This is a genomic window from Nocardioides sp. Root190 (genome assembly GCF_001428565.1).
Lineage (GTDB): Bacteria > Actinomycetota > Actinomycetes > Propionibacteriales > Nocardioidaceae > Nocardioides.
In genome coordinates this window covers 485,376-507,233 of the sequence record NZ_LMIA01000001.1, presented here as the reverse complement: position 1 = coordinate 507,233, position 21,858 = coordinate 485,376, and the positions used below count along the sequence as shown (strand labels likewise).

Below are 21,858 nucleotides of genomic sequence, written 5' to 3'. Positions count from 1 at the left end.
GTCCCCGCCTGCTCCCTCTGCGCCCCACTTCGCGAGGTCCCACCCGCTCTGCCGACCCGCGGATGCTGTCGTCTAGAGTGGTGCCAACCCCCCGTGTGGCGGCATCTCACCCAACTCCCCCAGGGCCGGAAGGCAGCAAGGGTAAGTGGGCTCTGTCGGGTACACGGGGGGCCTCTGCTTTTCCCCGCGGCCGCGCGGCATAGTGTCGTTCGACATGGCAGCCGGCTCGACGATCCACACCTTCACGGTGCAATGGGCCGACATGGACCGTGGCGTCTACGAGGACTTCGTCCTCCGCCTGGCCAGGCATCCCTCCGAGACCGACGCCCACATGCTCACGCGCCTGCTGGCCTACTGCATGGAGTACGAGGAGGGCATCGCGTTCAGCGAGGGCATCTCCTCGACCCAGGAGCCTGCGGTGGTCGTGCGCGATCTCACCGGCCGGATCCTCGCGTGGATCGAGGTGGGCGCGCCGGACGCCGAGCGCCTGCACCACGGCAGCAAGTCGGCGGACCGGGTGGCGGTCTACACGCATCGGGACCCGGCCCGGTTGCTGACCAGCTGGTCGGGCAAGCGCATCCATCGCGCCGGGGACGTCGTCGTACGCAGCTTCGATCCCGGTTTCATCGACGCCGCGGTCGCCGCCGTCGAACGCCGCAACGTCGTGACGCTGTCGCTCACCGAGAGCGAGCTCTACCTCGATCTGAACCGGACGACGCTGCAGTCGACCGTCCACGAGAACCGGCTGGAGTGACCGCGCTCCGGTCCACTCCGGCACGGCCCTCTGGTGCTGTCGGCAGGGCTGGTTAGTGTTCAGGGGTGGACTCCCCGCTCGCGCTCTACCGCCGCTACCGGCCCGAGACCTTCGCCGAGGTGATCGGGCAGGAGCACGTCACCGAGCCACTGCGGTCGGCCCTCGCCGGCAACCGGGTCAACCACGCCTATCTCTTCTCCGGCCCCCGTGGCTGTGGCAAGACGACGAGTGCCCGGATCCTGGCCCGCGCGCTCAACTGTGAGCAGGCGCCGATCGCTGACCCGTGCGGCGAGTGCGACAGCTGTCGCGACCTGGCCCGCAACGGTCCCGGATCGATCGACGTGATCGAGATCGACGCTGCCTCCCACGGTGGTGTGGACGACGCCCGCGACCTGCGCGAGAAGGCGTTCTTCGCGCCGGTCCGCAGCCGCTACAAGGTCTACATCATCGACGAGGCGCACATGGTGACCACGCAGGGCTTCAACGCCCTGCTCAAGCTGGTCGAGGAGCCCCCGCCCCACCTGCGCTTCATCTTCGCCACGACCGAGCCGGAGAAGGTCATCCCGACCATCCGCTCGCGCACCCACCACTACCCGTTCCGGCTGATCCCGCCGCGGCTGCTGACGTCCTACCTGACCGAGCTGTGCGATCGCGAGGGCGTGTCCATCGAGCCGGCCGCGCTGCCGCTCGTCGTACGTGCCGGCGCCGGGTCCGCGCGGGACACCCTCTCCGTGCTGGACCAGCTGCTGGGCGGCTCCGGTCCCCAGGGCGTGACCTACGACCTGGCGAGCGGCCTGCTCGGCTACACCCCCGACACGCTGCTGGACGACGTCGTGTCGGCCTTTGCGAGTGGCGACGGCTCGGCGGTGTTCGGGGTGGTCGACAAGGTGGTCGAGACCGGCCAGGACCCTCGCCGCTTCACCGAGGACCTGCTGCGCCGACTGCGGGACCTGGTCATCATCTCCGCCGTCCCCGATGCCGCCGCCTCGGGCCTGCTCGACGTCTCCGGTGACCAGGCCGACCGGCTGACGGTGCAGGCGACCTCCTTCGGGCGTGCCGAGCTCACCCGGGCCGCGGACCTCGTCGCCGCCGGTCTCACCGACATGCGGGGAGCCACCGCACCCCGCCTGCTCCTCGAGCTGATCTGCGCGCGGATCCTGCTGCCGGGCGCCGATCACACCACCGAGGGCGTGCTGGCCCGGCTGGACCGGCTCGAGCGCCGCGCCGCGATCAGCGGTACGACGTCCGCGGAGTCCGCCCCGGCGCCGGCTCCCGCCGCCGCCCCTGCGCAGGACCGTCCGGCCCCCTCGCGGGCCGAGCGGGCCGCACCCGAGCGGATCGAGGACGCGCCGGCGGCGCGTCGCGCGGAGCCCGAGCCGCAGCGTGAGCCGGTCAGCCAGCCGGTTGCCCCGGTCGAGCAGCCGGCCCCGGTCCACCAGCCGGCCCCGGTTGCGGAGGCGCCGCAGCCCGTCGCGCCCGCGCCTGTGGCCGTGGCGCCCGTCGTCGAGCCGGTTGCCCCCCAACCGGTGGCGGCCCAACCGGTGGCGGCCCAACCGGCCGCTGCTTCCTCCGCTCCTGCCGGTGGTGGACTCAACCTGGTCGACCTGCGTCGGCTCTGGCCCTCGGTCATCGACCGGGTCAAGGGCGTCAAGCGGGTCACCTGGATCCACCTGACCCAGAACTCGCAGGTCGTCGGCTTCGACAACGGCGTCCTCGCGCTCGGCTTCCAGACCGACGGCCCGCGCCGCTCCTTCGAGTCCGGCGGTCACGCCGACATCGTGCAGCAGGCGGTGATCGACGAGATCGGCGTGAAGGTGCGCATCGACGCGATCATCGATCCGTCGGCCGACCCCTCGGCCCGTCCTCCGGCCTCGCCCGACCAGGACCAGCCTGCCCCGCAGGCCCCGTCCGCCGCCGCACCGGCTCCGGTCGCTGCGGCCGCCCAGCAGGCGCCGGCACAGGGGAACGCCGAGCAGTCCGTCGACGACGCCCCGCCGTGGGCCGTGGACGGCGAGGGCCAGCCGGGCGAGCAGGAGCAGTCGCGACGCTCGCGGATGGCCGACATCCAGGCCCAGGAGAACGCCCGGGCCGACGGTCCGCCGGAGGACCCCGACGCGCACGTCGACTTCGACGACGCCGAGGTCGACGCGGAGTCCAGTGCCGAGCTGCTGGCCCGGGAGCTCGGCGCCCAGGTGATCGAGGAGATCCCCCGCGGCGACTGACGCCGCGCCACCCGCATGCCTGACCGGATCGACGAGAAGATCGACGAGAAGAGAGACACCATGAGCGAGAACCCGTTCGACGCCCTGACCGGCGGCGCCCCGACTGGAGGACCCGGCGGCCTCGACCTGGGCGCCCTGTTCCAGCAGGCGCAGCAGATGCAGGAGCAGTTCCAGCAGGCGCAGCAGCGTCTCGCCGAGGCCACCGTCGACGGTTCGGTCGCCGGTGGTGCGGTCACCGTGACAGTGTCCGGTGCGGGCGAGCTGACGGCCGTCACCATCGCGCCGGAGGCGCTGGGCGGTGACGTCGATGCCGAGGCACTGGCCGACCTCGGCGACCTGGTCGTCGCGGCCTTCCGCGACGCCCGCTCGAAGGTCGACGAGCTCGCCGAGCAGATCCTCGGTCCACTGGCCGGTGGCCTCCCCGACATGGGTGGACTGCCCGGTCTGGGCGGCATGGGCGGCCAGGGCGGGCCGGGCCAGACGCCCGGACCGCTCGGGTTCTGACGGGGGCCGAGGCGTGTACGAAGGTGTCGTCCAGGACCTGATCGACGAGCTCGGTCGGTTGCCGGGGGTCGGGCCCAAGAGTGCCCAGCGGATCGCCTTCCACCTCCTGCAGGCCGATCCCGTCGACGTACGACGCCTCGCCGACGTCCTCATCGAGGTCAAGGACAAGGTGAAGTTCTGCAGCATCTGCTTCAACGTCGCCGAGGACGACCAGTGCCGGATCTGTCGTGACGCGCGTCGTGACGTGACGGTGCTGTGCGTCGTCGAGGAGTACAAGGACGTCGTCGCGATCGAGCGGACCCGTGAGTTCCGGGGGCGCTACCACGTGCTCGGCGGCGCGATCTCGCCGATCGACGGCATCGGTCCCGAGCAGCTCCACATCCGCGAGCTGCTCACCCGGCTGGCCGACGGGGCGGTCACCGAGGTGATCCTGGCGACCGATCCGAACCTCGAGGGTGAGGCCACCGCGACGTACCTCACGAGGTTGCTCGGCCCTCTGGGGTTGCGCGTGACGCGTTTGGCCAGTGGACTTCCGGTGGGAGGAGACCTCGAGTACGCCGACGAGGTCACTCTCGGACGAGCATTCGTGGGAAGACAGACAGCGACGTGAGCGGGAACGCGAGCGGGAACGAGGGCGGGACCATGAGTGAAACCAGCACGACCGAGAAGCTGCCGGGCCTGGCGGCGCTGGAGGCGTTGATCGCCGTCGAGACCGAGACCGTGCGTCTCGCCGACGACATCGCGGCCTCGGTGCGCTCGTTCCTGGACGGTCTGCGTGTGGTCGCTGCCGAGGCGACCGGCGGGCAGGCCGTGTCCTTGCTGCTCCTGCAGATCAGCCAGATCGCCCTGACCGGCGCGCGGCTCGGTGTGCACCGCGACTTCGCGCCCCGTGACGAGTTCCAGCCCGACGACGGCCCCGACGCCGACGTCGAGGACCTCCGTCTCCAGCTGGCGAGCCTCCTCGGCGACCTCGACACCTACAGCTATGTCTTCGACCCCTACCAGCCCGAGGTCGTGGTGGGCCTGCTCTCCGACGACCTTGCGAGCATCGCCGCCGACCTCGCGATCGGCGTGCGCCACTACGACGCCGGGGACGTCGAGGAGGCGCTGTGGTGGTGGCAGTTCTCCTACGTCTCGGCGTGGGGGACGCTGGCCGGTTCGTCGATGAAGGCGCTGCTCTCCGTGGTCGCCCACGACCGGCTCGACGTCGATCTCGACACCACCCAGGAGATCGCGCTCGTGCAGGCGGCGGCCGCGGTGCTGGACAGCGGCGAAAAGGGCTAGCGACCTCTCGGTAGAATCGGGCCCGGTTCCGATGTGGCAGGGACCGTTTCCCTTCCCCGTCAGCCAGGAGTGAGGCCCTCGTGGGCATTGTGGTGCAGAAGTACGGCGGTTCGTCGGTCGCCGACGCCGCAGGCGTCAAGCGTGTCGCGCAACGCATCGTCAACACCAAGAAGGCCGGTCACCAGGTCGTCGTCGTGGTCTCGGCGATGGGTGACACGACCGATGAGCTGATCGACCTCGCCAACGAGGTCTCGCCGCTCCCACCGGCCCGCGAGCTCGACATGCTGCTCACGGCGGGGGAGCGGATCTCCATGGCCGTGCTGGCGATGGCGATCCAGAACCTCGGCCACGAGGCGCGCTCGTTCACCGGCTCCCAGGCAGGCGTGATCACCGACGCCGCCCACGGGCGGGCCAAGATCATCGACGTGACCCCGGGCCGGATCCAGGCCGCCATCGACGAGGGCGCGATCGCGATCGTCGCCGGGTTCCAGGGCGTCTCGCAGACCACCAAGGACATCACCACGCTGGGTCGCGGCGGCTCGGACACGACCGCCGTCGCCCTCGCGGTGGCGCTCGAGGCCGACGTCTGCGAGATCTACTCCGACGTGGACGGCATCTTCACCGCCGACCCGCGCATCGAGCCCACCGCCCGCAAGGTCCCGCGGATCTCCTACGAGGAGACCCTGGAGATGGCTGCGCAGGGCGCCAAGATCCTGCACCTGCGGTGCGTCGAGTACGCCCGCCGCTACGACATGCCCATCCACGTCCGCTCGTCCTTCTCCGAGAAGGAGGGCACCTGGGTCGTCAGGGCCGCCGATGTCACCGTTGTTGCTCAAGAGGAGTCGAAGCCCATGGAAGCCGCCATCATCACCGGCGTCGCGCACGACCGCAGCCAGGCCAAGATCACGGTGGTGGGCGTTCCCGACAAGCCCGGCGAGGCGGCCGCGATCTTCCGCGCCGTCGCCGAGGCCGAGATCAACATCGACATGATCGTGCAGAACGTCTCCGCTGCGGCGACCAGCCTGACCGACATCTCCTTCACCCTCCCGCGGGGCGAGGGCCAGACGGCGATGACGGCCCTGTCGCGCCTGCAGGAGTCGGTGGGCTTCGACAGCCTCCAGTACGACGACAGCGTCGGCAAGGTCTCCATCGTCGGCGCCGGCATGAGCTCCTCGCCGGGCATCTCGGCGCGCTTCTTCGAGGCGCTCTCCGAGGCCGGCGTGAACATCGAGATGATCTCCACCTCGGAGATCCGCGTCTCGGTCGTCGTGGCCGAGACCCAGGTGGAGTCCGCCGTCAACGCCGCCCACGCGGCGTTCGACCTCGGCTCCGACGAGATCGAGGCCGTGGTCTACGGCGGAACGGGGCGTTGAGCGCCATGGGTGTCAGCATCGGAGTGGTCGGGGCCACCGGCCAGGTCGGCGTCGCCATGCGCCAGATCCTTCTCGAGCGGAACTTCCCGGTCGACCAGATCCGCTTCTTCTCCTCAGCCCGCTCGGCCGGCAAGGTGCTCGCCTTCGGTGACCGCGAGGTCGTCGTCGAGGACGCCGAGACCGCGGACCCGACCGGTCTCGACATCGCGCTCTTCTCGGCCGGCGCCACGGCGTCGCGGGCCCTGGTGCCCCGCTTCGTCGACGCCGGCGTGATCGTCGTCGACAACTCCTCGGCCTTCCGCAAGGACCCGGCCATCCCGCTCGTCGTCTCCGAGGTCAACCCGGAGGCTGCGGCCGAGGTGATCGCCGCGGGCCGGGGCATCATCGCCAACCCGAACTGCACCACCATGGCGGCCATGCCCGTGCTCAAGCCCCTCCACGAGGAGGCCGGCCTCGTCCGGCTGATCGCGTCGACGTACCAGGCCGTCTCCGGCTCCGGCGTCGCCGGTGTGGAGGAGCTCGCCACCGGCGTCGCCGCCGCCGGCGACAAGGCCAGGGAGCTCGCCTACGACGGCGAGGCCGTGGCCTTCCCTGAGCCGGGCGTCTACCAGCGCACGATCGCCTACAACGTGCTCCCGCTCGCGGGCAGCCTCGTCGACGACGGCCTCAACGAGACCGACGAGGAGCAGAAGCTCCGCAACGAGTCCCGCAAGATCCTGGGCCTGCCGGACCTGCGCGTCTCGGGCCTGTGCGTGCGGGTGCCCGTCTTCACCGGCCACTCGCTGGCGATCAATGCCGAGTTCGAGCGCCCGCTGTCCGCCGAGCGGGCCCGCGAGCTGCTGGCCTCCGCCCCGGGCGTCGAGCTCTCCGACATCCCCAACCCGCTGCAGGCAGCCGGCAAGGACCCGTCGTACGTCGGCCGGATCCGCCAGGACCCGGGCGTCGAGCACAACCGTGGCCTCGCGCTGTTCGTCTCGAACGACAACCTGCGCAAGGGTGCGGCGCTGAACACGGTGCAGATTGCTGAGCTGATCGCGGCGGCGCGCTGAGGAAGTTTCACCGCTTAGGCGGTGAAACTGCCCTTGGGCACACGGAATTCCGTGTGCCCAGGGGCAGTTTTGTGCGCTCAGTGGGCCGATGCGTCAGGCGTCGGCGGGTTCGACGAAGGTCTTGGTGACCCAGACCGAGGCGAGATAGGCCCCGATGCTGAGCACCGGGATGATCACCAGCATCGACCAGTTGTCGAGGAAGTCGATCAGGAACAGCAGCGCGACCACGGCGACCAGACCGACCGCGAGGAAGCTGCTGCTGCCCGGGTCGGGGATCAGGAAGGCCTTGAGCAGGGCGCTGCCGAGCAGGACGCAGACCGCGAAGGTCGCGATGAGCAGGATGAAGCCGGGGCCGCCGCCGCAGGAGGACGTGTCGCGTACGGCCTCGCAGCCGCGCAGGGACAGCCAGGTGAGGACCACCATCGCCGCGCCGACGACGAGGCCGGTGAGGGCAGCGGCGCGGTACGCCGTCAGGAGGGGTCCCTGGTCGGCGAGGACCGTGTCTGCGGCGTCACCCGACGAGGCCTCGACCTTGGCCGGCTTGGGGGCCTTCGCGGGCTTGGCGGGCTTCGCCGCTTTGGCCGGCTTCGTGGCGGTTGCGGTGGTGGCCGCGGGCTTCGTCGCGGCCGGCTTCGTCGCCACCGGCTTGGCAGCTGCCGGTTTGGTGGCGGCGGGCTTGGTATCAGCAGCCTTCGCAGCAGCCGGCTTGGTGAGATCGGGCTTCGCCGCCGGTGCCGTGACGGCCGGTTCGGGCTCGATGACGGGCACGGGCTCCGGCTCGACGACAGGCTCCGGCTCGACGACGGGCACCGGCTCGACCACGGGGTCGGGTTCAGGTACGACGACGGGCTCGGGCTCCGTCTCGACGGCCTCTGGAACCTCGACCGCAACAGGCTCAGGATCGGGCTCCGCGGCCACCGGCTCGATCACAGCGGTGTCCTCAGCGGTGTCCTCTGCAGGCCCATCAACGGCGTCCAGGACGACCGTCGGCTCCTCGACAGACTCCTCGACAGACTCCTCGGCAGGTTCCTCGACGGGTGCCTCAGGAGCGCCGGCAGCATCGTCCTGAGCCGCGGCAGGCGCAGGCTCGGAGGGGCTGGCCGCACTGGCCGGCTTCTTCTTCCGCCCGAACAGCTTGGGCGGCTCCAAGCTGAGCTTCAGCTTGTCCTGCTCGTCTGACATGAAAGGCAGTCTGTCACGACCCAGCCCGGGATCGGGGCGTGGTCGGGTGCTGGAAATGACCACAGGCGGATCCGATAACCGGATCCGCCTGCTGTGTGGTCGGGCTGACAGGATTTGAACCTGCGGCCTCCTCGTCCCGAACGAGGCGCGCTACCAAGCTGCGCCACAGCCCGCCGATCACACACCCCGAAACGGGGTCTGCTCACAAGCAGGGGAGCATAGCGGAATCGCGGACCGGGCTCCGAATCGGGACCGGTCGGGCTCACCCGCGCGGCAGCAGGGTCAGCACCACGGCCTCGGGTCGACAGGCGATCCGGATCGGCGTGTAGGGGTTGCCGCCGATCCCGGCCGAGACGTGCAGCCACGAGGAGCCCGGCTCGTCGGGACGGGAGTCCGCCGGATGCCGGTGCAGCCCGCGGGCGCGGGCGGGCTCGAGGTCGCAGTTGGTGGCGTAGGCGCGGGAGCCGCCGGGGAGTGGGAGGCGGACCTGACCGCCGTGGGTGTGGCCGGCGATGATCGCGTCGTAGCCGTCGGCGGCGTACTGGTCCAGGACGCGCAGGTACGGCGCGTGGGCGACCGCGAGCCGGAGGTGGGCATCGGGGTCCGCTGGCCCCGCGACGGCCGCCAGGTCGTCGTAGTCGAGGTGCGGGTCGTCGACGCCTGCGAAGGCCAGTGTCGTCTCGCCCACGGTGAGCTGGGCCCGGCGGTTGGTGAGGTCCAGCCAGCCGGCGCCCGCCATCCCGGCGCTGAGCTCGCCCCAGGGCAGCTGGGGGGTGCCGGTGTAGCGCCGCCCGCGGTCCGGCAGCAGGTAGCCGATCGGGTTGCGCAGGCCGGGCTCGAAGTAGTCGTTGGAGCCGTGCACGAAGATGCCGGGCACCTCGAGCAGGCTCCCGAGACTGTCCAGGACCACGGGGACCGAGTCGCGGTGCGCGAGGTTGTCGCCGGTGTCGATGACCAGGTCGGGCGAGAGGGCAGCCAGGGAGCGCAGCCACTCCTGCTTGCGGGTCTGGCCGGGCGTCATGTGGATGTCGCTGAGGTGCAGCACCCGGAGCGGTCGCATTCCGGCCGGGAGCACCCGGACGTCGTACCTGCGCACGGTGAACTGCTGCGTCTCCCAGAGGGCGTACGACGTCACGGCGGCGCCCAGCACCCCGCCGGCTCCGGCGGCGCGCAGGAGAGCTCCGGCGAATCCCATTCGGCAACCCTCACACACGGCAGGCACAATCGGGGACATGAGCACCCTCAAGGAGCGCCTCCGCACGGACCTGACCACCGCGATCAAGGCGCGTGACGACATCCGCTCCTCGACCCTGCGGATGGTCCTCACCGCCGTCACGAACGCGGAGGTGGCCGGCAAGACCGCCAAGGAGCTGACCGACGACGAGGTGCTCACCGTGCTCTCCAGCGAGGCCAAGAAGCGGCGCGAGGCGGCCGTGGCCTTCGAGGAGGGCGGACGGCCGGAGCAGGCCGCCAAGGAGCGTGCGGAGACCGCTGTGCTGCAGGACTACCTGCCCGAGCAGCTCGGCCCGGAGGAGATCGCCGCGGTCGTCGCCGCAGCGGTCGAGAAGCTCGGTGCCGCCGGCTCCGGTCCCAAGGCGATGGGCCAGGTGATGGGCATCGTCACGCCGCAGGTGAAGGGTCGTGCCGACGGTGCCGCCGTGGCGGCCGAGGTACGCCGCCAGCTCGGCTGAGATCGTCACGACCTCGGGTCGTGTGCCTGAGAGCCGGGAATCGCGGGGTCTCAGGCACACGACCCGAGGTGGTGGTCAGTCGTCGTTGCCGCGTCCGTTGTTGCCGTCGCCGTTGTCCCCGCTGTTGCCGGGGCGGTCGTCGTCATCGTTGTTGTTGTTGCGCTTGCGGGGTCCGCTCGAGATGTAGAGCGTGATCGTGTCCCCGGCTCCGGCGGAGTCGCTGGGGAAGGCGTAGGCGACCAGGCCGCGCCTGACCCGTGAGGCCCGGCTCGAACCGCGTACCGCGGTGAAGCCGGCCGCCTCGATCCGGTCCTTGGCCTCCTCGTAGGCCAGGCCGCCCACCGACGGGACCGGGATCAGCAGACCCTGGATGTCGGTGGAGGAGGGACGCACGAAGTCGTCGTCGGGTAGCCACTGTGCGATCGCCTTGAAGGTGTCGCCCCAGATCGGACCTGCAGTCGTCGAGCCGGAGGTCGAGCCGCGGACGTAGCCGCCGATGGACTTGAAGTCGAGGGTGTCCTGGTTGCCGTTGGCCTTGACCCCGGCGACGGTGGCCGCTCCGGCCAGCGTCGGCGTGTAGCCGGCGAACCACACCGAGAGGTTGTCGTTGGTCGTCCCGGTCTTGCCGGCCGCGGGCTGGCCCGGGTTGAGGGCCGAGGCGAAGCCGCCGTTGATCACCCCGCGCAGCACGTCGTTGACGGCGTCGGCGACGGGGCCGCTCAGCACCTGCTTGCACGACTTGTCGTACTTCTTGAGCACGTTGCCGTCGACGTCCTGGATCTGCGTCACCGGGCGGGCGTCGCAGTGCAGGCCGCGGCCGGCGAAGGTGGCGTAGGCCTGCGCCATGTCGAGCGGGCTCACGTTGGCCACGCCGAGGGTGAAGGAGGGGATCTGTGCGCTCTCGTCGAGGTCGATGCCCATGTCACGGGCGAGCGTCCACGGCTCGCAGATCCCGGTCTCGAGCTCGAGGTTCACGAAGAAGGTGTTGACCGAGTTGCGGGTGCCCTCGTAGAGGTTCGGGTTGCGGGAGGAGCTGGTCGAGTTGCCGGGCTCCCAGGTGCCGCTGCTCTGGTAGTTGCCGTCGCAGGTCTCGAACTCGCTCAGCGTGAACCGGCCCGGGTTGGGCGCGGGGAAGGTGCGGGTCAGCGGGACGCCCTGCTTGATGGCTGCCGCGAGGACGAAGGCCTTGAACGTCGAGCCGGGCTGGAAGCCGTTGGCGTCGCCGTAGGCCTTCGGCACCGTGTAGTTGAGGAAGGTCTGCCCCTTCTTCTTGCCCATCGGCCGCGACTGGGCCAGTGCCCGGACGTTGCCCGTCCGTGGCTCGACGAGGGCCAGGGCACCGACCGCGAGGTCGTCCTTGTAGACGTGCCTGCGCACGGACTCGTTGGCCGCCCGCTGGAAGCCCATGTCGATGGTCGTGCGGATGGTCAGGCCGCCGTTGAAGATCAGCGCCTCGCGCTCCTCGGGCGTCTCGCCGAGGGCCGGGTCGGTCTTGAGCCAGCGCACGACGTAGTCGCAGAAGAACTGGGCGTTGGAGTTCACGCAGCCGTTGGGCTGCTCCTGGACCTTCAGGCCGAGCTTCATCTCCGACGCCTCGTCAGCCTGGGCCTGCGTGATCACGCTGAGCCCCGCCATCCGGTCGAGCACGACGTCGCGGCGCACCTTGGCCTGGGCAGCATGGCGGGTCGGGTTGTAGGCCTCGGGGCTCTGGACCAGGCCTGCCAGCAGCGCCGCCTGACGCAGGTTGAGGTCCTTGGCGTTGGTGCTGAAGTAGTGCTGGGCGGCCGCCTGGACGCCGTACGCGCCGTCACCGAAGTAGGCGGTGTTGAGGTAGCGCTCGAGGATCCAGTCCTTGGTGTGGCGCTTCTCGAGGGCGATGGCGTAGCGGAGCTCCTTGAGCTTGCGCCCGTAGGTGTCGTCCGTCGCGGCCTTGCGCTCCTCGTCGGTGTCGGCCTGGTTGAGCAGGGTCAGCTTGACGAGCTGCTGGGTGATCGAGGATCCACCCTGGGTCACGCCGCCGGCGGCCTGGTTGGTGAAGAGCGCCCGCACGGTGCCCTTCAGGTCCAGCGCGCCGTGCTGGTAGAAGCGGTAGTCCTCGATGGCGACGATCGACTCGACCATCGTGCGCGAGATCTGGCGCAGCGGGACGTTGACGCGGTTCTGGTCGTACAACGTGGCGATGGTCCGCCCCGCCTTGTCCTGGATCTCGGTGCGCTGCGGCAGCTGCTCGGTCTCGAGCTCCTGGGGCAGCTCGTCGACGGTGTCGGCGACGTTGCGGGCCGAGAAGCCGAGAACACCGGCGAAGGGGATCGCGAGGCCGGAGACGACGACGCCGAGGACGACGGAGACCAGCAGCATCACGCCGAGGTGGGAAACGACCTTGCCGGGCGGCAGGCCGTCGAACCGGGTGCGGGACATGGTCGCCAGAGTACGGGACCCACCTGTGCGCGTCCGAGTCGTCGCACGGCACCGACGGGCGATCGGGAGCGGGGGTGCAGCGCCCGGGCCCCGAACCTGTCTAGTCAGATGTGACTAGACAGGCTGGGCCCAACGAGCGGTGGTCAGGCTCGCCTGCTTCCTTTACTTTGGTCACGACGGAAAGACCGAGCGCTGTGGGGGTGCTGGCTTTCCGGTGTGGGAACCACAAGGGGACAAATATGTGGGTTGACGACTGGGCGCCTCGTGCCGCCTGCCGGGACGAGCAGCCGGACCAGCTCTTCGTGAGGGGCGCCGAGCAGAACAAGGCCAAGCAGGTCTGTTCTGGTTGCGCCGTTCGCACCGAGTGCCTCGCCGAGGCACTGGACAACCAGATCGAGTGGGGTGTCTGGGGCGGAATGACGGAGCGGGAGCGTCGTGCTCTCCTGCGTCGCCGCCCGAGTGCCTCGTGGCGCAAGGTCCTCAAGGACGCGCGCGACCGCGAAGGCGTTCCGGCGATCTGATCGACGGCTGATCGACGGCTGATCACGGCCGGCCGGTCTGCGACGTACGAGCAGACCGGCACGCCAGTTGACGGCGGTCGCTGCTACGCGCCGCCGCCGGCGAGCAGTTCGCCGACCCGGCGCAGGCCGTCGAGGTCGTGCACGTCGCCGGCGAGCGCCGGGACGACGGCCGTCGACACCTGCGGGTGCGCGGTCGAGAACCGCTGACGCAACAGGCCCTCGCGCTCGACCATCCGCACCCGGTCGGCGTGCAGACGCAGCAGGCTCGCTGCCACCGAGGTGGCGTCCTGGGTGCGCAGTCGCTCGGCCGCGGTCGTGGCCTCCTCGGCCGACAGGGCACCCGAGGGCGAGGGACTGGCCCGGTTGACGACCAGGCCGGCCAGCGGCATGCCGTCCTCGCTGAGCCGCTCGACGAAGTACTCCGCCTCGCGCATGGCGTCGGGCTCGGGTGCTGCCACGACGAGGAACGCCGTCCCGTCGGCCTGGAGCAGCGAGTAGGTCTGCTGCGCCCGCTGCCGGAACCCGCCGAAGACGGTGTCGAGGGCGGTGACGAACGTCTGCAGGTCCTTGAGGAACTGCGCGCCCAGGATCTTGGTCATCGCGTTCACGATGAGGCTGAACCCGGCCGACATCAGCTTCGCCGGGCCCCTGGCCGGCGCCATCATCAGTCGGATGAACCTGCCGTCGAGAAAGCTGGAGAGGCGCTCGGGGGCATCGAGGAAGTCGAGTGCCGAGCGGGACGGCGGGGTGTCCACGACGATCAGGTCGTAGGTGCCGGCGGCCTGCGACTCGCGGTGGAGCTGGCCGAGCTTCTCCATCGCCATGTACTCCTGCGTGCCCGCGAACGAACTCGACAGGGCGATGTAGAACGGGTTGGCGAGGATCTGCTGCGCCTTCTCCGGGCTCGCCTGGGCCATGACCACCTCGTCGAAGGTGCGCTTCATGTCGAGCATCATCGCGTCGAGGGTGCCGGTGCCGTCCACGCCGGTGACCGGGCGCGGGGTGTTGTCCAGCGCCTCGATGCCCATCGACTGCGCGAGGCGCCGGGCCGGGTCGATGGTCAGCACGACGACCTTGCGGCCTCGCTCGGCGGCGCGCAGGGCCAGCGCGGCGCTGGTGGTGGTCTTGCCGACGCCGCCGGAGCCGCAGCACACGATGATCCCGGTCGTCGGGTCGTCGAGCAGGGCGTCGATGTCGAGCGGCCCGGACTGCGTGGTGGTCGTCGGACCGACCCGGGTCGGGCGCTGGGTGCTGCTCCTGGCCACTGCTACGCCATCCCTTGGGCTCGGAGGAGTCCGGCGAGCTCATAGAGCCCGCCGATGTCGATGCCGCCGGCGATCCGCGGCAGCTCGTAGGAGGGGACATCCATCTTGGCGACGAGGGTGCGCTGGGAGTCCTCGAGTGCACGCCGCTCGGCGTGGTCGGCGGCCTCGGAGAGCAGTCCGTCCACCAGGTCCGGCACGACCTCGATGCCACCGGCCCGCAGGTCGTCCTCGAGGGCGGCGCGGTCCAGCTCGCCGGACCGGGCTGCGGCCAGGTCGGCGGCCGAGAGGTCCTGGGGGCGGACCTGGTTGACCACGATCCCGCCGACGGGCAGCTGGACCGAGCGCAGGTCGGCGATCCCGTCCGCCGTCTCCTGCACGGGCATCTCCTCGAGGACCGTGACGAGGTGGACGGCGGTCCTGGGGGAGCGGAAGAGGGTCATCATCGTGTCGGACTGCGACTTGATGGGCCCGACCTTGGCCAGCCCGGCGAGCTCGTTGCTCACGTTGAGGAACTGGGTGATCCGTCCGGTCGGCGGGGCGTCGAGCACGACCGCGTCGTACTCGATGGCGCCCTTGTTGCGGGCGTTGCGCTGGACGGCCTCGTAGACCTTGCCGGTCAGGAGCACGTCGCGCACGCCCGGCGCGATGGTGGTGGCGAACTCGATCACGCCGAACTTGTCGAGCGCGCGACCGGCGCGGCCGAGGCGGTAGTACATCGAGAGGTACTCGAGCAGCGCGGACTCGGCATCGACGTGCAGCGCGTGCACGATGCCGCGACCGCCGTCCGCGTCGGGCAGCCCGGTCGTGAGGCGCCGCTCCTGGTAGGGGAGCGGGTCGACGTCGAACATCCGGGCGATGCCCTGGCGGCCCTCGACCTCGCAGAGCAGGACGTGCTTGCCCTTCGTCGCGAGCGCGAGCGCCAGCGCGGACGCCACGGTCGACTTGCCCGTGCCACCCTTGCCGGTGACCACGTGCAGACGGACCTTCCCCCAGTCGCTCACCGGGGCAGCGTAGCGAGCGACCGGGGACGCCGCGCCCTTCACTCCACGGCGAGGCCCGCGGCGGGAGCGATCCGTGAGGCGCGCCGGGCCGGCAGTACGGCGGCCACCAGGCCGGCCGCGGCGGCCGCCACGACCACCAGGCCCAGCTGTGCCCAGGGCAGGACGAGCCCGGCACCGTCGATCGCGGGGACGACCAGCGCCTGGACCCCGGCCCAGGCGAACACCGTGCCCAGCCCGGTCCCCACGACCGTGGCGACCCCGGCGAGCAGTACCGCCTCGGTGGCGAGCATCCGCCGCAGCTGACGGCGGGTGAGGCCCAGGGCGCGCAGCAGGGCGTGCTCGCGACCGCGCTCGAGCACCGACAGTCCGAGGGTGTTCGCGATGCCGACCAGCGCGATCACCACGGAGATCGCGAGCAGGCCCACGACACCGCCGGTGAGGACGTCGAGCTGCTGGTCGACGTACGACCGCCGGGCGAGACCGTTCTCGAGGCCGGCGTCGAGGGGGACGGCGATCGCCTCGAGCGACCCGGCGAGGTCCTCGGCATCCGCGCCCTCCTCGGCACGCACCCAGACGGCCTGGACCCGCGCGGTGGGTGCGAGCCGCTCGAGCGTGGCGTTGCTGACCAGCGCCGCCGTGCCCCAGCCCTCGCCCCCGGCGACCCGGAGCCGCACGCGGCGCTCGCCCACCGTCACCGTCACCATGTCGCCGACCTCGACCCCGTCGCCGAGGACGTCCCACGGGAGGAGCACCTGGCGGCGGCCGGGCGCTGGCAGCGGGGAGTGCACGACGCCGTCGGCGGCCTCGCCCGGTGCGGCGATCACGGGGATCGGGTCGAGCCCGCTCACCTCGGCCGACGCCCCGATGACGGTCGTCGTGCCGTCGACACCGTCGACGGCGGCGATCCGCTCGACCGCATCGGCCGGGATCGTGTCCGCGCCCGTGAGGGCGATGTCGATCGGGTGCTGCTCGTCCATCTCGGCGCTCAGCGCGGTCCGGGAGCTCGCCATGCCGGTCAGGACGGCGGTGGTGAGGGTGACGCCGATCAGCAGGGACGCCGCCGTCGCGGCCGTACGACGCGGGTTGCGCACGGCGTTGCCCGCTGCGAGGCGCCCGGCCGGGCCGAGTGCCCGGGCCGCGACCCGCCCCGCCGACCGGATCATCGCGGGCACGAGCACGGGTCCCAGCAGGAGGACGCCCACGAAGGCGGTGGCCCCGCCGGCCACCAGGGCCGGTGGGGCGGCCGTCGCGATCGCCACCGCCAGACCGGCTGCCCCGGCCAGGACCATGGCTGCGCCGAGCGCGATCCGCACACGACCGGTGCGGGTACGGACCTGCGTGCTGTCGTCGGGGCGGAGCGCCGCCAGCGGGCTGACCGCCAGGACGCGGCGGGTGGGCAGCCACGCCGCGACCATCGTCACCCCGAGCCCCACGGCGGTGGCGGCGAGGATCCAGCCGGCGCTGACCGACGCCTCGCCCAGTCGGGCCCCGGGCCACTGCGAGCGGATGAGGGCGACCAGCCCGTGGCCGAGACCGAGTCCGCCGGCCACGCCGATCACGCTGGCGAGCACACCCAGGACCAGCGACTCGGCCCGGACCGAGCGCACGACCTGGCGCCGGGTCGCGCCGACGCAGCGCAGCAGCGCGAAGTCGCGGGAGCGCTGGGCGAACAGGATCGTGAACGTGTTGTTGATGACCAGGACGGCAACGAGCAGGGCGATCGCGGCGAAGACGAGCACGATGATCGCCACCACGTCGACCCCCTGGTTGACCTCGGTCTGGACGCGCTGGACGAAGCGGTCGACGGACAGGACCTCTGCGGCGGGGACCACCTCGCGGATCGCGGTCGCCGCTTCACCGCCACCGCCGGGACCGGCCCAGGCGACGCTGCTGACGTAGAGGCTGTCGGCCCACCGGGACAGGTCCGACCACAACAGGTAGACCGACGCCACGGAGAACGCCGAGGGGGAGTCGGCCAGGCCGACCACCTCGACGTCGAGGCCGGCGGGGCCGGACCCGATCCGGAGCGTGTCGCCCACCTCGAGCTTCGCGACCTTGGCGGCATTGACGTCGACCAGGGCCTCGCCCGCCGCCGCGGGGAACCGACCCTCCTCGAGCTCCTGCCACTGGTGGTCCGGCCGGTCCGGTACCTGGCCGATGTCGGTGCTGGAGCGGACCACTCGACCGTCGTGGGCCACCTGCTGGAGGGTCCAGCCGACCAACCAGGCGTCGGCGTCCGCCGCGGGCGCCGAGGCCACCAGCCGGACGGCGTCCTCGGTCGACGGCTGGTCGAGCACGGCGTCCGCGCCGTCGTACGGAGCGGAGAGCCCGGCCGTCAGGCCGGTGCGGACGGCGGAGGAGAGCGCGGCGGTGACCACGATGAACACCACTCCGACGACGATCGCGAGCAGCGCGGCGCCGTACCGGCGGGTGTGGGTGCGCAGGGAAGCGAGCAGGACCGTGCGCATCAGGCCGCCCGCTCCGCCAGCGCTGCGACGAGCGCGTCACGGCTCGGTGCCGCGAGGTGGTGGGTGACCAGGCCGTCGGCGAGCACGACCACGTCGTCGGCGTAGGCGGCGGCGTCGAGCTCGTGGGTGACCATGACGACGGTCTGGCCCAGCTCGCGGACCGACCCGCGCAGGAGGGACAGCACCTCGGCCGAGGACGTGCTGTCGAGGTTGCCGGTCGGCTCGTCGGCGAAGACGATCGCCGGGCCGGTGAGCAGGGCGCGGGCGATCGCGACCCGCTGCTGCTGGCCTCCGGACAGCTCGGAGGGCCGGTGGGTGAGCCGCCCGGTCAGGCCGAGGGTCTCCACGACGTGGTCGAAGCGGTCCTGCAGCGCAGGTCGGGGGCGGCCGGCGAGCTCGGTCGGCAGCCAGATGTTCTGCTCGGCGGTGAGCATCGGCAGGAGGTTGAACGCCTGGAACACGAATCCGACGTGGTCGCGCCGGAAACGGGTCAGCGCGTCGTCACTCATCCCTTCGAGCGACTGTCCGGCGACGCTGATGCTGCCCTCCGTCGGCTGGTCGAGGCCCGCGAGGCAGTGCATCAGCGTCGACTTGCCCGACCCGGAGGGGCCCATGATCGCCGTGAAGCGGCCGCTGGGCAGGTCCAGGTCGACACCTCGGAGCGCGGTGACCAGCGTGTCGCCCTGGCCGTAGGTGCGCAGGAGGCCCCGGGCGCTGGCAGCGGGGGTGGGTGGGGACGGCTGTGGGGGCGTGGCGGTCTGCAGGGAGGTCATGGGTCGAGCCTCGTCGTCGACGGCCTCGACGTCGTCCGGCTGGGGGGTGATCCGGTTGTCCGCCCCGGGGTGGACCCGCCGCAGCTGCAGGTCGTTCAGGCGCCGGGGGCGAGCCCGGTCTCGTGGGCGAGCACCACCAGCCGGACCCGGTCGCGCGACCCCGTCTTGGCGAGCAGGCGCCCGACGTGGGTCTTGACGGTCGCCTCGGACACGACGAACTCGGAGGCGATCTCGGTGTTCGAGAGCCCGCGGCCCACGAGGACCAGGGTCTCGCGCTCGCGCTCGGTCAGGGAGACGAGCCGCTGGTCCGGCGAGGGTCCCGCGGGGTCGGGCAGGGCGCTGGCGAAGTGCTCGAGCAGGCGGCGGGTCGTGCTCGGCGCCACGACGGACTCGCCCTCGTGGACGGTGCGCACGGCGCCGAGGAGCACCTCGGGGGTGGCGTCCTTGAGCAGGAAGGCCGCCGCGCCGGCGCGGATCGCGGCGAAGGCGTACTCGTCGAGGTCGAAGGTGGTCAGCACGATGACCTGCGGTGCACCGGGTCGCTCCAGCAGGCGCCGGGTCGCCTCGACGCCGTCGACCCGGGGCATGCGCACGTCCATGAGCACGACGTCGCAGGCCGTGACGGCCAGTCGCTCCAGGGCCTCGGCGCCGTCCCCGGCCTCACCGACGACCGACAGGTCGGGTTGGGCGTCGACGAGCATCCGGAACCCGGCGCGGACCAGCTCCTGGTCGTCGACGAGGAACACCCGGATCGGGGCGCGGGGCGCGGGACTGGTCATCGGGGGATCCTCGCGCACACCCGGAAGCCGCCGCCCGGGGCCGGACCGGCGTGCAGGTCGCCGCCGTGGGAGCCGACCCGCTCGCGCATGCCGGTCAGACCGAGGCCGCTGCCGTCGCCGGATGATGCCGCGCCCCGACCGTCGTCGAGGACCTCGAGCTCCACCGCGTCGTTCGCGAACCGGAGCCTGACCCGGGCCCGGGCTCCGCGCCCGGCGTGCTTGCGGACGTTGGTGAGCGACTCCTGCACGACGCGGTACGCCGTCAGCGCCACGCCGTCGGACAACGGCTCGTCGGGATCCGGCAGGTCGAGGTCGACGGGCGTTCCGGCGCTGCGGACCTCGTCCACGAGTGTGGCGAGGTCGGCCAGACGTGGCTGCGGAGTCGTGGCGGCCTCCTCGGCTCGCAGCAGGCCGAGCATCCGCCTCATCTCCGCCATCGCCTCCCGTCCGGTCGACGCGATCGTGGCGAGGGTGGGTACGACGAGCGCGGGGTCGTGCGTGGCAGCGGCCCTGGCTCCTTCCGCCTGCACCACGATGGTGGTGAGCCCGTGGGCGACCACGTCGTGCATCTCGCGGGCGATCCGCTGGCGCTCCTCGAGCGCCGCGAGTGCGGCCTGTTGCACCGCCTCGTGCTGGAGCCGCTCCCCGCGCTCGACGAGCGCGTCGACGTACGCCTGCCGGACGCGGCCGAGCGTGCCCAGCGCCCAGGCGACCAGCACGAACAGCGAGACAGGCACGAAGTAGGCCGAGAAGGTCATGAACGTGAGCTCCTCGACGTCGAAGCCCCGCAACCAGACGACCGCCGCGACGGCGGCTGCGACGAGTCCGGTGCCGAGGGCGGCTGCACTCCATGCGGTGGTGCTGAACCTGGCCACCGAGTAGGTCGCGATCGGGAACGCCAGCTGGGACCACAGCGGCTCGTCGTGCAGCAGGGCCTGCGCGGCGCTCGCGGCGGCGACGACGGCGAACACCGCGATCGGGTGGCGACGCCGCGCGGCGAGCGGCGCGATCTGGACGAGCATGAGCGCGGCCGGGAGCAGGTCGCCGTACAGGGCGAACACCGGGACGGGCAGCAGCAGGAAACCGGTGAGGCCGAGGTCGAACCAGCGCTCAGCGCGGGGACCCAGGCGCAGGGGTTGCCGGTCCGGTCGAGCCATCCCACCACCGTAGAGGGGATGAGGACGGCACACGTCAGACCACGGGTGGACGCCGATCAGACCCCGGGCGGACGGAGAGCGGCGTAGGCTCGAGGGGTCGGAAGGAGTCGCCATGGCCGAGCAGCCTCGCGGCGCGCAGTTCAGGCACCTGCCCCCGCCGGTGGACCCCGCCACGCTGCGCACCTCGCAGGACGTCGATCCGCCGCCGCCGGAGTACGACGACGACTACCGCGAGCTGTTGTGGGTCGTGAACAGGTACGGCTGAGCGCCGGTCGGTTCAGCCCGAGATCTTCTCGGCGAGCACGACCCAGGTGAAGAAGCCGACCCCGAGCAGCATCCCGACGTGCCCGAGGATCGACAGGGAGGGCCCTTCGCCCCAGCTGTCGCCGGTCGTGGCGGTGGCGTGCCTGCCCGAACCGGACATCCACCGGAGCAGGATCAAGATCCCCAGCGCGACCTCGATCCACCACAGGCCCAGGGCGGTGGCGCCGAGCGTGCCGCCCGGTGAGGTGAGGTAGGCGATCCAGACGCCCAGAGCGCCCACGCCGACGATGCTGTGGGCGTTGACGACGGCGTGGGGGACGAGCGCATGGCCCGCCTGGGACTGTTCCGAGGACAGTCGCATCCTGGTCAGGAGGATGACGACCGCGGCCAGTCCGGTCAGTAGCCAGACGGCGTTGTCGAGACTCACGTCGGGCATCGTCGCACAACCTGTGACCCAGGCCACACGGCCAGGACCCGGGGGCGGTCCTCGGCGTGGCTGAGTAGGGTGCCGGTATGACCAAGTGGGAGTACCAGGTGGCGCCCGTCCTCAACCATGTCGCGGCGCAGATCCTCAACAACTTCGGGCAGGACGGCTGGGAGCTCGTCACCCTGATCCCGGGCCAGAGCGGCAACGACATCGCCTACTTCAAGCGTCCGGTCGAGGCCTGATTAGATGGCCACCCCGGAGCAGCGGCTGGCCGAGCTCGGACTGAGCGTCCCGGACGTCGTACCCCCGGTGGCGGCCTACGTTCCCGCGGTCCGCAGTGGCGCGATGGTCTACACCGCGGGCCAGATCCCCATGCGCGAGGGCAGCCTCGTCGCGACGGGGAAGGTCGGCGACACCGCCACGCCCGAACAGGCGACGGAGTGTGCGCGCCAGTGCGCGCTCAACGCGATCGCCGCGATCCGTTCGGTCACCGGCACGCTCGAGGGTGTCCGCATCCTGAAGGTCGTCGTCTTCGTGGCCTCCACCCCTGACTTCACCGGCCAGCCCGCGGTCGCCAACGGCGCCTCGGAGCTCCTCGGTCAGGTCTTCGGCGAGGCCGGCGTCCACGCCCGCTCCGCCGTCGGTGTCGCGGCGCTGCCGCTGGACGCGACCGTCGAGGTCGAGGTCGTCGCCGAGGTCGTCGGGACGGCGTCGTGAGGATCCCGT

General features: G+C 71.5%; 22 protein-coding genes, 1 tRNA gene and 1 other RNA gene. 13 read left to right on the top strand and 11 right to left on the bottom strand.

Annotated features, from left to right (window positions below):
- Nucleotides 1-85 precede the first annotated feature (85 nt).
- From ffs to ASE01_RS02395, 8 genes are all read left to right on the top strand, one after another.
- An RNA gene (gene ffs, locus ASE01_RS23790) (signal recognition particle sRNA small type) lies at nt 86-176 on the top strand.
- 38 nt (nt 177-214) lie between these two features.
- The gene (locus ASE01_RS02425) at nt 215-754 is read left to right on the top strand and encodes a YaeQ family protein (RefSeq protein WP_056748397.1); all 540 of its coding nucleotides are present in this window, start codon (nt 215-217) and stop codon (nt 752-754) included.
- A gap of 65 nt (nt 755-819) precedes the next feature.
- Nucleotides 820-2,976, top strand: a complete 2,157-nt coding sequence (locus ASE01_RS02420) for a DNA polymerase III subunit gamma and tau (protein WP_056748396.1) — start codon at nt 820-822, stop codon at nt 2,974-2,976.
- Between the two features lie 60 nt (nt 2,977-3,036).
- Nucleotides 3,037-3,480, top strand: coding sequence for a YbaB/EbfC family nucleoid-associated protein (locus ASE01_RS02415; RefSeq protein WP_056748586.1), 444 nt, complete (start codon nt 3,037-3,039; stop codon nt 3,478-3,480).
- A gap of 13 nt (nt 3,481-3,493) precedes the next feature.
- Nucleotides 3,494-4,090, top strand: coding sequence for a recombination mediator RecR (recR, locus tag ASE01_RS02410; protein WP_056748395.1), 597 nt, complete (start codon nt 3,494-3,496; stop codon nt 4,088-4,090).
- A 32-nt stretch (nt 4,091-4,122) separates the two neighbouring features.
- Complete coding sequence (locus tag ASE01_RS02405) at nt 4,123-4,764, top strand: DUF5063 domain-containing protein (RefSeq protein ID WP_082605734.1); 642 nt, start codon at nt 4,123-4,125, stop codon at nt 4,762-4,764.
- An 80-nt stretch (nt 4,765-4,844) separates the two neighbouring features.
- The gene (locus ASE01_RS02400; RefSeq protein ID WP_056748394.1) at nt 4,845-6,137 is read left to right on the top strand and encodes an aspartate kinase; all 1,293 of its coding nucleotides are present in this window, start codon (nt 4,845-4,847) and stop codon (nt 6,135-6,137) included.
- A 5-nt stretch (nt 6,138-6,142) separates the two neighbouring features.
- Complete coding sequence (locus tag ASE01_RS02395; protein ID WP_056748393.1) at nt 6,143-7,186, top strand: aspartate-semialdehyde dehydrogenase; 1,044 nt, start codon at nt 6,143-6,145, stop codon at nt 7,184-7,186.
- A gap of 93 nt (nt 7,187-7,279) precedes the next feature.
- Here ASE01_RS02395 and ASE01_RS02390 read toward each other — a convergent pair whose 3' ends face one another.
- From ASE01_RS02390 to ASE01_RS02380, 3 genes are all read right to left on the bottom strand, one after another.
- Nucleotides 7,280-8,368, bottom strand: a complete 1,089-nt coding sequence (locus ASE01_RS02390) for a hypothetical protein (protein ID WP_056748392.1) — start codon at nt 8,366-8,368, stop codon at nt 7,280-7,282.
- 96 nt (nt 8,369-8,464) lie between these two features.
- Nucleotides 8,465-8,541 (bottom strand) — tRNA-Pro (locus ASE01_RS02385).
- A gap of 89 nt (nt 8,542-8,630) precedes the next feature.
- Entirely contained in the window at nt 8,631-9,563 is a 933-nt protein-coding gene (locus ASE01_RS02380; RefSeq protein ID WP_056748391.1) for a metallophosphoesterase, read from the bottom strand.
- A 37-nt stretch (nt 9,564-9,600) separates the two neighbouring features.
- Between ASE01_RS02380 and ASE01_RS02375 the strand changes: the two genes are divergently transcribed.
- A complete protein-coding gene (locus tag ASE01_RS02375; RefSeq protein WP_056748390.1) occupies nt 9,601-10,059 on the top strand; it encodes a GatB/YqeY domain-containing protein in 459 nt (152 codons plus the stop codon).
- 75 nt (nt 10,060-10,134) lie between these two features.
- Here the strand turns inward: ASE01_RS02375 and ASE01_RS02370 are convergent, their stop codons facing one another.
- Complete coding sequence (locus ASE01_RS02370; protein WP_082605732.1) at nt 10,135-12,477, bottom strand: transglycosylase domain-containing protein; 2,343 nt, start codon at nt 12,475-12,477, stop codon at nt 10,135-10,137.
- A 239-nt stretch (nt 12,478-12,716) separates the two neighbouring features.
- Here ASE01_RS02370 and ASE01_RS02365 point away from each other — a divergent pair, with 239 nt between their 5' ends.
- Nucleotides 12,717-12,998 (top strand): WhiB family transcriptional regulator, encoded by a 282-nt coding sequence (locus tag ASE01_RS02365; RefSeq protein WP_056748389.1) that lies wholly within the window; start codon nt 12,717-12,719, stop codon nt 12,996-12,998.
- An 83-nt stretch (nt 12,999-13,081) separates the two neighbouring features.
- Here the strand turns inward: ASE01_RS02365 and ASE01_RS02360 are convergent, their stop codons facing one another.
- From ASE01_RS02360 to ASE01_RS02335, 6 genes are all read right to left on the bottom strand, one after another.
- Nucleotides 13,082-14,191, bottom strand: a complete 1,110-nt coding sequence (locus ASE01_RS02360; RefSeq protein WP_056748584.1) for an ArsA family ATPase — start codon at nt 14,189-14,191, stop codon at nt 13,082-13,084.
- A 74-nt stretch (nt 14,192-14,265) separates the two neighbouring features.
- On the bottom strand, nt 14,266-15,264 hold the full coding sequence (locus tag ASE01_RS02355; protein ID WP_056748583.1) for an ArsA-related P-loop ATPase: 999 nt from the start codon (nt 15,262-15,264) through the stop codon (nt 14,266-14,268).
- Between the two features lie 38 nt (nt 15,265-15,302).
- Nucleotides 15,303-17,732 carry an ABC transporter permease gene (locus ASE01_RS02350; protein ID WP_056748388.1) on the bottom strand — a complete coding sequence of 810 codons (2,430 nt, stop codon included), beginning with the start codon at nt 17,730-17,732 and terminating at the stop codon, nt 15,303-15,305.
- Nucleotides 17,732-18,505, bottom strand: a complete 774-nt coding sequence (locus tag ASE01_RS02345; RefSeq protein ID WP_056748387.1) for an ABC transporter ATP-binding protein — start codon at nt 18,503-18,505, stop codon at nt 17,732-17,734. Before ASE01_RS02345 ends, ASE01_RS02350 begins: the two co-directional genes overlap by 1 nt.
- A 95-nt stretch (nt 18,506-18,600) precedes the next feature.
- On the bottom strand, nt 18,601-19,284 hold the full coding sequence (locus tag ASE01_RS02340; protein WP_056748386.1) for a response regulator: 684 nt from the start codon (nt 19,282-19,284) through the stop codon (nt 18,601-18,603).
- Complete coding sequence (locus ASE01_RS02335; protein WP_056748385.1) at nt 19,281-20,441, bottom strand: sensor histidine kinase; 1,161 nt, start codon at nt 20,439-20,441, stop codon at nt 19,281-19,283. The genes ASE01_RS02340 and ASE01_RS02335 overlap by 4 nt, the downstream gene beginning before the upstream one ends.
- A gap of 112 nt (nt 20,442-20,553) precedes the next feature.
- Between ASE01_RS02335 and ASE01_RS24225 the strand changes: the two genes are divergently transcribed.
- A complete protein-coding gene (locus ASE01_RS24225; protein ID WP_157537045.1) occupies nt 20,554-20,706 on the top strand; it encodes a hypothetical protein in 153 nt (50 codons plus the stop codon).
- 12 nt (nt 20,707-20,718) lie between these two features.
- On the opposite strand, the gene ASE01_RS02330 is transcribed toward ASE01_RS24225, so the two are convergent.
- A complete protein-coding gene (locus tag ASE01_RS02330) occupies nt 20,719-21,141 on the bottom strand; it encodes a hypothetical protein (RefSeq protein WP_056748384.1) in 423 nt (140 codons plus the stop codon).
- 77 nt (nt 21,142-21,218) lie between these two features.
- On the opposite strand from ASE01_RS02330, the gene ASE01_RS24905 reads away from it, so the two are divergent.
- Nucleotides 21,219-21,374, top strand: coding sequence for a hypothetical protein (locus ASE01_RS24905; protein WP_200958717.1), 156 nt, complete (start codon nt 21,219-21,221; stop codon nt 21,372-21,374).
- 4 nt (nt 21,375-21,378) lie between these two features.
- Complete coding sequence (locus ASE01_RS02325) at nt 21,379-21,849, top strand: RidA family protein (protein ID WP_056748383.1); 471 nt, start codon at nt 21,379-21,381, stop codon at nt 21,847-21,849.
- The last annotated feature ends 9 nt before the right edge of the window (nt 21,850-21,858 follow it).